This is a genomic window from Microbispora sp. H10670 (genome assembly GCF_014161385.1).
In the GTDB taxonomy this organism is placed as follows: domain Bacteria; phylum Actinomycetota; class Actinomycetes; order Streptosporangiales; family Streptosporangiaceae; genus Microbispora; species Microbispora triticiradicis.
This window is the reverse complement of the sequence record NZ_JABBWW010000010.1, coordinates 197123-210143: the sequence shown is the minus strand read 5'-3', so window position 1 is coordinate 210143 and position 13021 is coordinate 197123. Positions and strand designations below refer to the sequence as shown.

The following is a 13021-nucleotide window of genomic DNA, read 5'->3' as shown; positions in this document are numbered from 1 at the left end:
AGCGGTCTGCTCCCGGTTACCCCCGTGCCGGCCCGCCAAACCGGGCGGGCGCGCCTGGCGTGACTGTTGTTTTCCCTGCGTCCGCCGGGGTAGCCGCCCTGGTATGACGGAAGAGACGCTCAACCGCTTCGGTGAAGTCACAGCCGTCGTCGTCGGGGACGTGATGCTCGACTCGTGGCTGCGGGGGCGCACCAAGCGAATGGCCCAGGAGGCTCCGGTCCCGGTCGTGACCATCGAACGGATCGAGGACCAGCCGGGCGGCGCCGCCAACACGGCCGTGAACCTCGCCGCGCTCGGCGCGCGGGTGCATATGGTCGGCGTCACCGGCGCCGACCCCGCGGGGGCGACGCTCAACGCGACCCTGGGACGGCTCGACATCGAGGGTCTGGTCATCGTGCGGAGCCTGCGGACGCCCGTCAAGCGCCGGGTGCTGACGGACGGCCAGATCGTGGCCCGGTACGACGAGGAGGACGACGCGCCGCTGCCCGAGGCGGCGGAACGCGAGCTCATCGACGAGATCACCCGGCTGGCGGCGCACGCGGACGTCATCGTCGCCTGCGACTACGGCGGCGGCGTCTGCACCCCGGCCGTACGCCGGCTGCTGTGCGAGCTCAGCGCCGACCGGAACGCGGGCTCCCGGGGGGCACCGGTCCTCGTGGTGGACGCCCACGATGTGGCGGCCTGGCGGGAGTGCCACCCGAAGGCCGTGCTGCCCAACTACGCCGAGATCGTGCGGCTGCTCGGCGAGGGCGGTGACCACGACCGGGTCGCCTTCCTGTCCGCGCGGTCGGAGGAGATCGTCGAGGCCACCGGCGCGGAACTGGTGGTCACCACCCTGGACGGCCAGGGCACGCTCCTGCACCGGCGCGGCCGGGAGCCGCATCGCACCTTCGCGAGCCCCGCGCCCGACACGATGAGCATCGGCGCGGGCGACACGTTCACCGCCGCGTTCTCCCTGAGCCTCGCGGCCGGCGCCGGGCCGGAGCGGGCCGCCGACATCGCGCAGGCCGCGGCGAGCGTGGTGGTGCGCCGCCCGGGCACCGCCGTGTGCACCCGCGAGGACCTGGTGCAGGCGCTGCGCCCCGACGTCGCGCTACCGCCCGGGCGGCTGGCCGCCTGCCTGGAGCGCGACCGCGCCGAGGGCAGGCGCGTCGTGTTCACCAACGGCTGCTTCGACGTCCTGCACCGCGGCCACGTGGCCTGCCTGGAGGAGGCCGCCCGGCTCGGCGACGTGCTGGTCGTGGCGGTCAACGGCGACGCCGGGGTGGCCCGGCTGAAGGGGCCGGGACGGCCGATCAACCGCTGCGAGGACCGGGTCGCGGTGCTCGCCGCGATGGGCTGCGTCGACTACATCACCGTCTTCGACGAGGACAGCCCGGTCGAGCTGCTGCGGATGGTCCGGCCGGACGTGTACGTCAAGGGCGGCGACTACCACCCTGACCTGCTGCCCGAGGCCGACCTGGTCAGGGAGCTCGGCGGCGAGGTGCGGGTGCTCGGGTACGTCCCGGACAGGTCGACGACCGCGATAGTGAACCGGATTCGAGGGTAGGGGGCCGTTCATGACCGAAGAACAACGTTCGCCGACCGGAAAGCCCATGGTCGAGGCGACCCCGATGGACGTTATCTACGTCCGCATCGGGTCGTTCGCTCTGGTCTTCTGCTTCGCCGTACTGGTGCTCTCCTTCGTCGGCCGCCTGTGGTGGCTGACGGGGGTCGTCCTGGCGATCATGGCGGTCGTCGGGACCGCCATGCTCCTCGCCGTGCGCAGGCAGAAGAGACTCGGCGGCGGGCCGCAATCGAGAGGATGACGAGGTGAGCCTGCGGGGCAAGGTCGTGGTGGTGACCGGGGCGAGCGGCGGGGTGGGCCGCGCCGTGGTCAGGCAGCTCGGAGCCGAGGGCGCGAAGGTCGCCCTCGTGGCACGCGGGGAGGCGGGCCTGGCGGGCGCCGCCGTCGACGTCGGAGCCGAGGGCGGGACCGCCAAGGTCTTCGCCGCGGACGTCTCCGACTACGACCAGGTCCGCACGGCCGCCCAGCAGGCCGAGGCCGAGCTCGGGCCGATCGACGTCTGGATCAACATCGCGTTCACGACGGTCTTCGCGCCGTTCCTCCAGATCACCCCGGAGGAGTACGAACGTGAGACCAAGGTGACCTATCTCGGCTACGTGTGGGGCACCCGCGTGGCCCTGGAGCTGATGAAACCACGGGACAAGGGCGCGATCGTGCAGGCGGGCTCGGCCCTGGCCTACCGGTCGATCCCGCTGCAGTCGGCGTACTGCGGGGCCAAGCACGCCATCAGCGGCTTCACCGAGTCGGTGCGGACGGAGCTGCTCGCCGAGGACTCCGGCGTGAAGATCACGATGGTGCAGCTGCCGGCCCTGAACACCCCGCAGTTCGACTGGGGGCTGAACCGGATGCGGCGCCACGCCCAGCCGGTGCCGCCGATCTACCAGCCGGAGGTGGCGGCGCGGGCGATCGTCCACGCCGCCGAGCACCCGGAGCGGAAGGAGTACTGGGTCGGCGGGATGACCGCGGCCACGATCATGGGGCAGCGGGCGGTGCCCGCCCTGCTCGACCGCTACCTCGCCAGGACCGGCGTCAAGTCGCAGCTCACCACCGAGAAGGCGCCGACCGGCGTCTCCAACCTGTGGGAGCCGGCCGACGAGGACAAGGACTACGGCGCGCACGGCGGTTTCGACCGGCGTTCGCACGGCCGGAGCGCGCAGCTGTGGATGTCGCAGCACCGCGGCCTGGTCGTCGCCGCCGCCCTCGGGGCCGCCGCCGCCGCCGTCGCCGTCGCCGGTATCGGGCTGCGCCGCCGCTGACCGCAGAGCCGTAACTGACAAGAAAACACTGATTTATCGGGTACGCCCCATTTCTGGCGATACGAAGGGGCGTACCCGGGTAGTCGAGGACGATGGACGAGCTTGACTACCGGTTCCTGTGCGAACTCGCGGCCCAGCTCCGGGTGGACTCGGTGCGGGCCGCCGCTGCCGCCGGCTCGGGGCACCCGACGTCCTCGATGTCGGCGGCCGAGCTGATGGCCGTACTGCTCGCGCGGCAGCTCCGCGTGGACGTCGAGAACCCGGCCGACCCGGCCAACGACCACCTGGTCTTCTCCAAGGGGCACGCCTCCCCTCTCCTCTACGCCATGCTCAAGGCCATGGGCGTCGTGTCCGACGAGGAACTGCTGACCTTCCGCAGGCGCGGCAGCCGTCTGGAGGGGCATCCGACGCCGGATGTGCCGTTCGTCGACGTGGCCACCGGTTCGCTGGGATTCGGCCTGCCCGTCGGCGTGGGGCTCGCGCTGGCGGCGCGGCGGCTGGACCGGCTGCCGAACCACGTGTGGGTGCTGTGCGGCGACAGCGAGCTCGCCGAGGGATCGATGTGGGAGGCCTTCGAGCACGCCGGGCACGAGGGACTGAACAACCTCACGGTGATCGTCGACGTGAACCGGCTCGGCCAGCGCGGCCCCACCCGGCACGGCTGGGACCTCGCCGCGTACGCCGCCAGGCTCGGCGCCTTCGGCTGGCACACCATCGAGATCGACGGCCACGACCCCGGCCAGATCGACTTCGCCCTCGCGGACGCCCGGGCCACCCGGCGCCGCCCGACCGCGATCATCGCCAGGACCTGCAAGGGCCGCGGGGTGTCGGCGGTCGAGGACCGCGAGGGCAAGCACGGCAAGCCGCTGGCCGACGCCGAGCAGGCGCTCGGCGAGCTCGGCGGCCCCCGCTCGCTGACCGTGCCGATGACCCCGCCCGCCTCCCAGGGCGTGCCGTACCGGTACGCCGACGGACCGCTCGTCCTGCCCAAGTACGAGCTGGGCGAGGAGGTGGCCACGCGGACCGCCTTCGGCGAGGCCCTGGCCGCGCTCGGCACGGCCCGGGGCGACGTGGTCGCGCTCGACGGCGAGGTGGCCGACTCGACGAAGCTGGAGACGTTCGCCGAAGCGCATCCGGAGCGCTTCTTCGAGTTCTACATCGCCGAGCAGCAGATGGTGGCCGCCGCGACGGGCATGCAGGCGCGCGGCTGGACCCCGTACGTCGCGACGTTCGCCGCCTTCCTGACCAGGGCGTACGACTTCGTCCGGATGGCCGCGGTGAGCCGGGCCGGGCTCTGCCTCGTCGGCTCGCACGGCGGCGTGTCCATCGGCGAGGACGGCCCCTCCCAGATGGGCCTGGAGGACCTCGCGGCCTTCCGCGCGGTGCACGGCAGCACCGTGCTGTATCCGTGCGACGCGAACCAGACGGCCCGGCTGGTCGCGGACATGGCCGGCCTGGAGGGCATCCGCTATCTCCGCACCACCAGGGGCGAGACCCCGGTGATCTACGGGCCGGACGAGGAGTTCCCGGTGGGCGGGTGCAAGGTCCTGCGGACCGGCGGCCAGGCGACGATCGTGGCCGCGGGCGTCACCGTGCACGAGGCCCTGGCCGCCGCCGACCTGCTCGCCGGGGACGGCGTCTCCGTCACCGTCATCGACGCCTACTCCGTCAAGCCGCTCGACTCGCCCGAACTGGTCGCGATGGCCTCCGCCACGGGCAGGGTCGTCACGGTGGAGGACCACTGGCCGGAGGGCGGGCTGGGCGACGCCGTGCTCTCGGCGCTCGCGGAGAACCCGGTGCCGGTGCGCAAGCTGGCCGTGGCGCGGATGCCCGGAAGCGCGGGCTCCGCGGAACAGCTCCGGGACGCCGGCATCGACAGGACCGCCATCCGCGAGGCCGTCCTCGCCATGCTCCCCTGACGCCCGTCACACGTGGAAGCGCCGCCGGACCGTGGCCCCTGAGGGCGGTCCGGCGGCGCGGTTTCCGTGTTCATCGTTGAACGGGCTGGTCCGCGGCGCTGTCAGCGGGCCTTGGCGGTCGCCCTGCGGTTGGCCTTCTTGATGGCGTCGACCAGCTCGTCCTTGGTCATCTTGGAGCGGCCCGGGATGCCGAGTCGGCTGGCGACGTCGTACAGGTGCTGCTTGGACGCGTTGGCGTCGACGCCCTCGGCGGTCTCGCCCTGCTTCGGCGTGCTCTTCCTCGCCTGCTCGTCCGACGGCCCGCGCCTCTTCTTCTTCTCCCAGTGGTCGCCCACCTTCTCGAAGGAGTGCTTGAGCGCGGAGAACGCCGTGCGGTGGGCGCGCTCGCCCTCGCCGTACGTCTCGACGGCGGAGTCGTGCGCCTTGATCCAGGTCTCCTGGGCCTCCTTGGGCGAGCGCTCCAGGGTCGAGGGCAGTTCCTTACGTCCCGGCATGTCCATGCCTCCCTTCAGACCTCAGAAGTCGGGCGGGGGGATCAGATGGGGTCGTCGTAGCGCCGCTCCTCGTACACCTGACGGCGGGTGGTGGTGGCGTCGAGGGGGGCGGCGGCGGTGACGGTGGTCCGGCGGCGCAGCGTCGTCATGCGCCAGATCCCGAAGAGCAGCCCGGCCAGGCCGCCCACCATCAGGATCACTCCGATGACCTGGATGTCGAGACCCGCGATCGTGAAGTCGACCGCCCAGGTGAGGATGGCCCCCAACATGATGAGGATGATGCTTCCGGCGATGGTCATGGCTTCCTCCTTCGCCTTGTGCTCTATCCCCTCCACGGATTCCAAACGTCGCATGCCGGTGGGCGTATGGGGCAGCATGGCGAACATGACCGATACCCCCGTCGTGGTCATGGGACTCATGGGCGCGGGCAAAAGCACCGTCGCACGGCTGCTCGCCGCCGCCCTCGACCGCCCCATGCGCGACAGCGACGCCGATCTCGAAGCCAGGTACGGCACGACCGCCGCGATGATCGCGGCGGATCTGGGCCCCGACGAGCTGCACGCGCGCGAGGCGCTGGTGCTGCGGGACGCGCTGACGGACGACCGGTCCCCGGTGATCGCCGCCGCGGCCAGCACGGTCGAGGACCCCGAGACGCGCAACGCTCTGGCCCCCGCCTTCGTGGTGTTCCTCGACGGCCCGCCCGAGGTCCTCGCCGAGCGGATGAAGTCGAGCCCCCACCGGCCGCATTTCAAGCCCGACCTGGTGCGCATGCTGACCGAGCAGCGCGACCTGCGGCTGCCGGGCTTCCAGGAGGTGGCGGACCTGACCCTGGACCCCGCCGCGCACACGCCCGAGGAGATCGCGAACGCCGTGCTGGCCCATCTGGACGGGGCGCGGATCTCCGGAGCGTCCGAGAAACGGTGAGAGGGACGGCGAGGCGGACGGCTGGGCGTCCGGGGTCAGCAGACGGCGATGCGTGACTGGTGCGGAACGACGGGCAGCAGCGACCGGCTGCCCGTCCCGGCCAGGAACCAGACGGTCTTACCGCCCCGGCCCGCGGCGGCCACGCCCCAGTCGTCGGCGAGCTCGTCCACGATGAGCAGCCCCCGGCCGCTCACCGACTCCGGGTCGGCGTCACGCTGGCACGGCACTCCGTCGCCCTGGTCGAACACCTCGCCGTACACCCAGCAGCCGTTGCTGCCGAGCCGGAGAGTGAAGACGTTGCCGCCGTGCCGCACGACGTTGGAGGCGAGCTCGCTCACGATCAGACAGCAGTCGTCGACAAGGGTGTCCAGGCCCCATCGGCCGAGCTCACGACGGACGAGGGAGCGCGCGGTCGCGACACTCGCGCCGACGGCGGGCAGGAGGCACTCGGCGGTCCAGACGGGGGCCGGGTCAACCGGCGCCGCACCGAAGGGGAGAGACACGCGCGCCTCCTTAAGGCTATGGGAGCGCTCCCACGACTCAAGATACGGGACACAACGTGGTCGTGTGAATTCAAAGAAACAAGATTGTTTCCGGTCAATGCCCGATCTGTGATGCGTGCGGAGATCGCGACGGCGGCGTGACCGGCCTTCCGGCGCCGTCGCCGCAGCTAGGGGTGCCGATCACGGGAGCGCGGGGCGACCGGCCGCCGCGCCGGTGTCCGCGCCGGCCTCGGGAGTGGTCATGAAAGTAGCTGAAATCAGCCACTTCCGTCTCTTCCGTTTGGCGCGGACCGGAATCCCGCCGCGCCGTGTCGTGCCCGCTCCGGCCGGCCGGTCAGGCTCCGGCCAAGGACAGGGCGGTGATCCCCCACCGGTGGGTGGCCCGCTCGCCCGGGGCCAGGCGCACCAGGCACTCCCCGCTCGCGAAGGCGTTCGGCGGGCAGCTCATCGGCTCGACCGCGACCCCCGAGCGCCGGTACGGCGCGGCGAGCGTGTCGCCCGTGAAGACCTGGAGCCACTCGATGCCCGGCCCGCCCCACAGCTCCACGCCCCGGGAGCCGTCCGCGGTCCTCAGCCGTGCCCGCACCAGGCCGCCGGCGTCGCGCTCCAGGTTCGTGAAGGGCGTGTCGAGCACGGTGCCGCCGACGCGGCGTCCCGCCCGGAAGTCGTACTCGGTGCCCTCGACCGTCCGGCGGCCGACCGGGATCTGCTGCTCGTCCACGGGCGCCCACTCGGCCGCGGGCAGTTCCAGCACCGCGTCGTCCACCGTGCCGTGCACGGAGTCATGGCCCGTGCCGTGCCCGGAGTCATGCCCTGCGTCATGCCCGGTTTCCACGGCCTCCTCGCCGAGCGTCAGGTAGGGATGCGCGCCCATGCCGTACGGCGCGACGCCCTCCCCCACGTTGACCGCCGACACCTCGACCTCCAGGCCCGCCCCACCCAGCGCGTACGACGCCGTGAGGTCGAGCACGTGCGGATAACCGGGCTGGGGGAACAGCCGCAGCCCGAGGCGGACCGAGGTCTCGCCGGCGTCGAGGACCGTCCAGGGCAGCAGGCGGGTGAAGCCGTGCGCGGCGTTGCCGGTCCGCGGCTCGGTGATCGCGAGCTGCCGCGTCTCGCCGTCGACCTCGTACCGGCCGTTCCTGACCCGGTTCGGCCACGGGAGCAGCAGTTGGCCGGCGCCGCCCACGGGGGACTTACCCTCCGGGTACGACATGACGAGGGGCCGGTCCTGGAACGTGAGGGCACGCAGGCCCGCGCCCACCTCGGTGACGACCGCCCGGTAGCCGTGCGCGGCGATGACGTGCTGCGTACCGGTCGGGGGGACGGGTCGGCGGACCACCGGTTCTGTCATGAAACCGATCTTCCCCCCCCGTTTTCCCACTAATCCCACCGGACCCACGCCCGCCCGCACCCTGCCCTACGCCCGGCCCGCACCCCGCCCGGCCGTCACGGCTCTCACGGCTGTCAGGAGGAGGGGAGCGGCTGGCCCGCCAGGCCTTCCTGGACCATGAGAAGCGCGCGCAGCTCGTCCGCGCTCTCCCCGCAGGCGGTCATGATCAGCCCCCGGTCCATCTCGATCCTGGACAGCGACCGCGTCATGCGGGTCGCGTACCAGCGGCCGGCGTCGCTTCTCCAGACCGACCAGCGGCCGGCGTACTCGCTGCTCAGTTGTCTGTACGCAGCGTCCTCGGCGGAGAACCGCACTCGTCACCACCTCCAGGCTCGGTGCCGGGACACAACGATGTGCTCGTCCGGACACGATTGGTAGTGAGAGGCCATCTCCCCCATCCGGAGGGCCCGCCACCGCGGCCCGGGTGAAGATCTCCCCCGGGGCTGCGGTGACTTCACCACCACCTGATCCCCGTTCCTCCAACCCCATCCGTCCCATGCCTCGCCCGGGCGCGACCCTGACGATCCACGCCGGAACCCGGAGGAACGGGACGGTGGCAGGAGGCAAACGTCCGCTCTCCTGTCACACCGGACATGGTTTTACTACCTTGTCAGCCAGGCGGTCAGGGGGGAGATTCGAGTGGTTCACGCCTAGGCCGAAGGGAAGACCGCCCATGCCCGAACTGCCACGACTGCCGTTCGATCGGCCGGACATACTGGATATCTCTCCATATTTCGGGGAGCTGCGCGCCAGCGCGCCGATCACCAGGGTCAGAACCCCTGTCGGGGACGAGGCATGGCTCGTCACGGGCTATGACGAGATCCGGCAGGTCTTCGGCGACGACCGGTTCGGCCGCTCGCACCCCGCTCCCGCGACGGCGGCCCGGCTGTCCAACAACGTCCTGCTCGGCGGCCCGACCGGCGACTACGCCACCGAGCGGATCATCCACAAGGAGATGCGGCGCCTGCTGTCCCCCGCGTTCTCGGCCCGGCGCATGCGCGCCCTGTCGGACGGCGTGCGGGCGCTCGTCGGGAACCTCCTCGACGGGCTCGCCGAGCAGGGCCCGCCGGCGGACCTGCACGCGGGGCTGTCGCTTCCGCTCCCCATCCAGGTGATCTGCGAGCTTCTCGGCGTGCCGTACGAGGACAGGGACAGGTTCCGGGCGGTGGCCGAGGCGATGACCGACCTCACCGATCTCGCCCGGTCCGCGGACGCGCAGATGGAGCTGAACGCCTACACCTACGAGATCGTGAAGGCCAAGCGCGAGAACCCCGGCGAGGACGTCTACACCGACCTCGCGAACGCCTCGCTGCCCGAGGAGGACATCGCGAGGATCGCGGGCGGCCTGCTGTTCGCCGGCCACGAGACCACGGTCAACCAGATCGACTACGGCACCCTGCTGTTCCTGCGCAATCCCGCCGAGCGCGACGCGCTGCTGCGCGATCCCTCCCTCCTCGACGCCGCCGTCGAGGAGATCATGCGGTTCGGCGCGCCGAGCCAGCACGGCCTGATCCGTTACGCGCACGACGACGTCGAGGTCGGCGGGGTGCGCATCCGGAGGGGTGAGCTGGTGGCGCTGGCGATCCACGCGGCCAACAGGGACGAGCGCGTCTACCCCGACCCCGAGAGATTCGACATCCGCAGGCGTGATCCGCGGCCGCACATCGGCTTCGGCCACGGCCCGCACCACTGCCTGGGAGCGGGCCTGGCGCGGATCGAGCTCAACGCCGTCTTCGGCGCCCTGTTCGCGCGCTTCCCCTCGCTCGCGCTCGCCGTGCCGTACGAGGAGCTGGAGGCGCGGACCGGCAGGCTGACCGGAGGGCTCGACGCGCTACCCGTCACCTGGTGAGCCGTCACCCGGCGAGCCGTCACCCGGCGAGCCGTCACGTGGTGGGCCGTCACGTGGTGGGCGGGGCGGCGGCCCGCGCTTCGGCTTCGGCGTCGGCTTGGGAGTCGGCTTCGGTTTCGGCGAGACGGCGGTAGACGCGGTCCCGCAGGCGCAGGATCACCGTGGCCAGCAGCGCCGCGACCAGCGACCCGGTCAGCACCGCGACCTTGACCTGGCCGTCCCTGGTGGATCCGGCGCCGAACGCGAGCTCGCCGATGAGCAGCGACACCGTGAACCCGATGCCGGACAGGACCGCCACCCCCACGATGTCCACCCAGGCCAGGCCCTCGTCGATGCCGGCCCGGGTGAACCGCGCGACGAGCCAGGTGGCCGCCGTGATGCCCAGCGGTTTGCCGGCGACGAGCCCCGCGACGACGCCGAGAGGCACGCCGTCGGTGAGCAGTCCCGGCAGGCCCCCGGGCCCGCCGAACGCCACCCCGGCCGAGAGGAAGGCGAACAGCGGCACCGCCACTCCGGCGGAGAGCGGCCGGAACCGGTGCTCGAAGTGCTCGGCCGGGCCCGCGCCCTCCGCCGTACCTTCCCCGGAGCCCTCCGCCGGACCCTTCCCAGGGGCCCGGAGGACCGGGACGGTGAAGGCGAGCAGCACGCCGGCCACCGTGGCGTGTACGCCCGAGGCGTGGACCAGGGCCCAGGTGACCGCGGCGAGCGGCGCCAGCAGCCACCACGCGCGCACCCCGCGCCGTACGAGCACGGCGAACAGGCCCAGCGGGAGCAGAGCCGCGAGCAGCGGAAGCGGCGCGAGGTGCGTGGTGTAGAACACCGCGATGATCGCGATGGCGAGCAGGTCGTCGACGACCGCGAGGGTGAGGAGGAACGTGCGCAGGGCCGACGGGAGGTTCCTGCCCACCACGGCGAGCACGGCCAGCGCGAAGGCGATGTCGGTGGCGGTCGGCACCGCCCAGCCCCGCAGCGCGCCGTCCGCGCCGGGGTCGGTCAGCGGGTTGAGCGGCGTGTTCACCAGCAGGTAGAGCAGCGCGGGCACGACCACGCCGCCGGCCGCCGCCACGACCGGCACCGCGGCCCGCCGGGGGTCGCGCAGGTCGCCCGCGACGAACTCGCGCTTCAACTCCAGCCCGGCGACGAAGAAGAAGATCGCCAGAAGCCCGTCGGCGGCCCAGGTCGCGAGGCTGAGGTCGAGGTGCAGCGCCTCGGGCCCCACCCGGGCCGACCGCAGCGTCTCGTACCCGGCCGACCAGGGCGAGTTGGCCCACACGAGGGCCGCGAGCGCGGCGACCAGCAGCAACGCGCCGCCGATGGTCTCCTGCCGCAGGATGTCGGCGATCCGGCGGGTCTCCGTCCGGGACCTGGGGCCGAAAAGAGGGGTGCGGCGGGGCGTGCTCATGAGGCTCCGTTTCCGGGATCGGGTCAGCGACAGCCGACCAGACTTCCCGGCACCCCATACGCATCTTAGACAAACCGGGCGGCCCGTGCGGACAACGACCCGGAGCGCGGGACGAATCAGGCCCGGCATCCGTTCCGGATGCCGGGCCTGATCACATGTTGTGCGCCGCCAGGGACTCGAACCCCGGACCCGCTGATTAAGAGTCAGCTGCTCTAACCAACTGAGCTAGCGGCGCCCGCGATGTCCGTAACCATAGCAGTCCCGCGCAGGTCGCGCACATCGCCGGATGCGGGGATCACCCGTGCCGGTCAGCCCCGCCACGCGCCGCTGGAGAAGGGAGCGGGCTCGCCGCGCAGGCCCGGCCCGTCGCCCCACCTCGTGATGACGTACTGGATCGGGATGTGGCCGACGTCGCCGCTGACGGTCAGCGTGTTCTCGTTCCAGGTGGTGCCGGTGAGCTCGGCGAAGGTCTTGCCGTCGATGTCCAGCATGACGCCGCTGTTGGAGGGGATGCCCGGGCCGCGGTCGCCGATGAAGAACTTGGCCTTCCGGCCCTTGTACATGATGTAGCCCTCGGTGCCGAGCGGCCAGCTCGGGCTGGCGAAGAGGCCCTTCTGCATCGGCTTGCCGATGGCCGGCATGCCGGTGTCTCCCTGGCGGCCCGACGCGTCGTCCCAGAAGTACGAGCCCGTGGTGGCCCCCGCGTACAGGACCTCCTCGTGCATGGGGACGATGCTGGAAAGGTTGACGGCTTCCCCGACCGGCGGCTCCGCGGGCGCGGGGGCGGCGGCCACGAGGGACGTGACCAGCACCGCGGCGCCGGCGAGCGTGACCACGGCGGTGACCCGTCGCTTGCCACGCAGGTCGGACAGAGTCTTCATCAAGGCTGGGGATCTTTCGTGAGACGACAGTGGATGGCCATGCGTCATCAAGGGACCCGCCGTACGGCGGGTCGCGGTGACGGGCCACGTGTCCGGGCGGGACAGATCGACCACCCGGAGGCGTGTGCGCTGAAGCTATGGCGATCGGCCGGAAGGCCGTCGTGAGTCAGACGTGGGATCCGAAGCGCCTTGGGTCGGAGGTCCGGGCGGGGTCGCCCACCGTGATCTCCTCCCCAAGTCCAATCCAGCCACCGGTCGGCGGCAACGAATAGGACACTACAGGACGAGTCAGGATGGAGCAAAGTAAACCGGACATAACACGCGGAAGATCTACCTGTCGGCTTGTTTGTGCAGCGGCAACGTCGGCCACGCCGCACATCTGGGGCGATCCGCCGCAGGCGCTCCTTCATGAAAGTAAAGCGCCGCGCGGCGAGGCGCGGCCGGCGGGACGAGGCCGGCCGGACGGGGAGGAGAGAGCAGCCGGCACAGCCGGCGGAAGGCGGCACCCGAGGCGGACAGGCCGGACCGACAGGTGGAGAGCCGGACCTGCCGGTACGGCCGGCGGCGTGCGGAGAAGGGACCGAGCGGGGGCGTGCGAGGGAGGGACCGGGCACGGGTGCACGGAGAAGGGGCTGAGCGGGGGCGCGCGGGGAAGGGATCGGCCTTCGGACGGGCCGGGCCGGAAAATGCCGGAGCCGGGCAGTCCCCCAACTGCCCGGCTCCGGATCAAAGCGGTTCCGCCAGGAATGCCCTCCCCAAAGGCACCGGCGGGTCCCCCGCTTTCCGGACGCGGTTCCCCCATCCGCGCCCTTATCGAAAAAGTCTCTCGTCCT

13 protein-coding genes and 1 tRNA gene are annotated in these 13021 nt (G+C 71.9%); 6 read left to right on the top strand and 8 right to left on the bottom strand.

Translation table 11 applies throughout. From position 1 onward, the window contains the following. The first annotated feature begins 103 nt into the window (after positions 1–103). The 4 genes from rfaE2 (at position 104) to HHX33_RS16975 (ending at position 4742) form a co-directional block, all read left to right on the top strand. Positions 104–1549 (top strand): D-glycero-beta-D-manno-heptose 1-phosphate adenylyltransferase, encoded by a 1446-nt coding sequence (gene rfaE2, locus HHX33_RS16990; protein WP_182875433.1) that lies wholly within the window; start codon positions 104–106, stop codon positions 1547–1549. 10 nt (positions 1550–1559) lie between these two features. Further along, positions 1560–1808 (top strand): hypothetical protein, encoded by a 249-nt coding sequence (locus HHX33_RS16985; RefSeq protein ID WP_133306076.1) that lies wholly within the window; start codon positions 1560–1562, stop codon positions 1806–1808. 10 nt (positions 1809–1818) lie between these two features. Next, positions 1819–2823, top strand: a complete 1005-nt coding sequence (locus HHX33_RS16980) for an SDR family oxidoreductase (protein ID WP_182875483.1) — start codon at positions 1819–1821, stop codon at positions 2821–2823. A 92-nt stretch (positions 2824–2915) separates the two neighbouring features. After that, positions 2916–4742 carry a transketolase gene (locus tag HHX33_RS16975; protein ID WP_182875432.1) on the top strand — a complete coding sequence of 609 codons (1827 nt, stop codon included), beginning with the start codon at positions 2916–2918 and terminating at the stop codon, positions 4740–4742. Between the two features lie 101 nt (positions 4743–4843). On the opposite strand, the gene HHX33_RS16970 is transcribed toward HHX33_RS16975, so the two are convergent. Together HHX33_RS16970 and HHX33_RS16965 are read right to left on the bottom strand one after the other, a co-directional pair. Further along, on the bottom strand, positions 4844–5236 hold the full coding sequence (locus tag HHX33_RS16970; RefSeq protein ID WP_117408498.1) for a ChaB family protein: 393 nt from the start codon (positions 5234–5236) through the stop codon (positions 4844–4846). 41 nt (positions 5237–5277) lie between these two features. Next, the gene (locus HHX33_RS16965) at positions 5278–5622 is read right to left on the bottom strand and encodes a DUF6458 family protein (RefSeq protein ID WP_259402550.1); all 345 of its coding nucleotides are present in this window, start codon (positions 5620–5622) and stop codon (positions 5278–5280) included. Between HHX33_RS16965 and HHX33_RS16960 the strand changes: the two genes are divergently transcribed. Next, positions 5621–6160, top strand: a complete 540-nt coding sequence (locus HHX33_RS16960; RefSeq protein WP_220501875.1) for a shikimate kinase — start codon at positions 5621–5623, stop codon at positions 6158–6160. The two genes, HHX33_RS16965 and HHX33_RS16960, sit on opposite strands and share 2 nt — an antisense overlap. Before the next feature lie 35 nt (positions 6161–6195). Here HHX33_RS16960 and HHX33_RS16955 read toward each other — a convergent pair whose 3' ends face one another. From HHX33_RS16955 to HHX33_RS16945, 3 genes are all read right to left on the bottom strand, one after another. Further along, positions 6196–6663, bottom strand: a complete 468-nt coding sequence (locus HHX33_RS16955; RefSeq protein WP_182875431.1) for an ATP-binding protein — start codon at positions 6661–6663, stop codon at positions 6196–6198. Between the two features lie 334 nt (positions 6664–6997). Further along, a complete protein-coding gene (locus HHX33_RS16950) occupies positions 6998–8017 on the bottom strand; it encodes an aldose 1-epimerase family protein (protein ID WP_182875430.1) in 1020 nt (339 codons plus the stop codon). Between the two features lie 113 nt (positions 8018–8130). Continuing rightward, a complete protein-coding gene (locus tag HHX33_RS16945) occupies positions 8131–8370 on the bottom strand; it encodes a hypothetical protein (RefSeq protein WP_117408459.1) in 240 nt (79 codons plus the stop codon). A gap of 359 nt (positions 8371–8729) precedes the next feature. On the opposite strand from HHX33_RS16945, the gene HHX33_RS16940 reads away from it, so the two are divergent. Then, positions 8730–9905, top strand: coding sequence for a cytochrome P450 (locus tag HHX33_RS16940; RefSeq protein WP_182875429.1), 1176 nt, complete (start codon positions 8730–8732; stop codon positions 9903–9905). A 49-nt stretch (positions 9906–9954) separates the two neighbouring features. Here the strand turns inward: HHX33_RS16940 and nhaA are convergent, their stop codons facing one another. The 3 genes from nhaA to HHX33_RS16925 all read right to left on the bottom strand — a co-directional run bounded on the left by nhaA (position 9955) and on the right by HHX33_RS16925 (position 12188). Continuing rightward, positions 9955–11307 carry a Na+/H+ antiporter NhaA gene (gene nhaA, locus HHX33_RS16935; protein ID WP_182875428.1) on the bottom strand — a complete coding sequence of 451 codons (1353 nt, stop codon included), beginning with the start codon at positions 11305–11307 and terminating at the stop codon, positions 9955–9957. Between the two features lie 161 nt (positions 11308–11468). After that, positions 11469–11542, bottom strand: a tRNA-Lys gene (locus tag HHX33_RS16930). Positions 11543–11615: 73 nt separating this feature from the next. Then, positions 11616–12188 (bottom strand): hypothetical protein, encoded by a 573-nt coding sequence (locus tag HHX33_RS16925; protein ID WP_182875427.1) that lies wholly within the window; start codon positions 12186–12188, stop codon positions 11616–11618. Positions 12189–13021 lie beyond the last annotated feature (833 nt).

What these genes read in the sequence shown, in the direction of transcription:
- HHX33_RS16970 (WP_117408498.1), bottom strand. Translation starts at nt 5,236, where the DNA reads ATGCCGGGACGTAAGGAACTGCCCTCGACCCTGGAGCGCTCGCCCAAG.
- HHX33_RS16985 (WP_133306076.1), top strand. Translation starts at nt 1,560, where the DNA reads ATGACCGAAGAACAACGTTCGCCGACCGGAAAGCCCATGGTCGAGGCG.
- HHX33_RS16940 (WP_182875429.1), top strand. Translation starts at nt 8,730, where the DNA reads ATGCCCGAACTGCCACGACTGCCGTTCGATCGGCCGGACATACTGGAT.
- rfaE2 (WP_182875433.1), top strand. Translation starts at nt 104, where the DNA reads ATGACGGAAGAGACGCTCAACCGCTTCGGTGAAGTCACAGCCGTCGTC.
- HHX33_RS16960 (WP_220501875.1), top strand. Translation starts at nt 5,621, where the DNA reads ATGACCGATACCCCCGTCGTGGTCATGGGACTCATGGGCGCGGGCAAA.
- HHX33_RS16965 (WP_259402550.1), bottom strand. Translation starts at nt 5,622, where the DNA reads ATGTTCGCCATGCTGCCCCATACGCCCACCGGCATGCGACGTTTGGAA.
- HHX33_RS16925 (WP_182875427.1), bottom strand. Translation starts at nt 12,188, where the DNA reads ATGAAGACTCTGTCCGACCTGCGTGGCAAGCGACGGGTCACCGCCGTG.
- nhaA (WP_182875428.1), bottom strand. Translation starts at nt 11,307, where the DNA reads ATGAGCACGCCCCGCCGCACCCCTCTTTTCGGCCCCAGGTCCCGGACG.
- HHX33_RS16975 (WP_182875432.1), top strand. Translation starts at nt 2,916, where the DNA reads ATGGACGAGCTTGACTACCGGTTCCTGTGCGAACTCGCGGCCCAGCTC.
- HHX33_RS16950 (WP_182875430.1), bottom strand. Translation starts at nt 8,017, where the DNA reads ATGACAGAACCGGTGGTCCGCCGACCCGTCCCCCCGACCGGTACGCAG.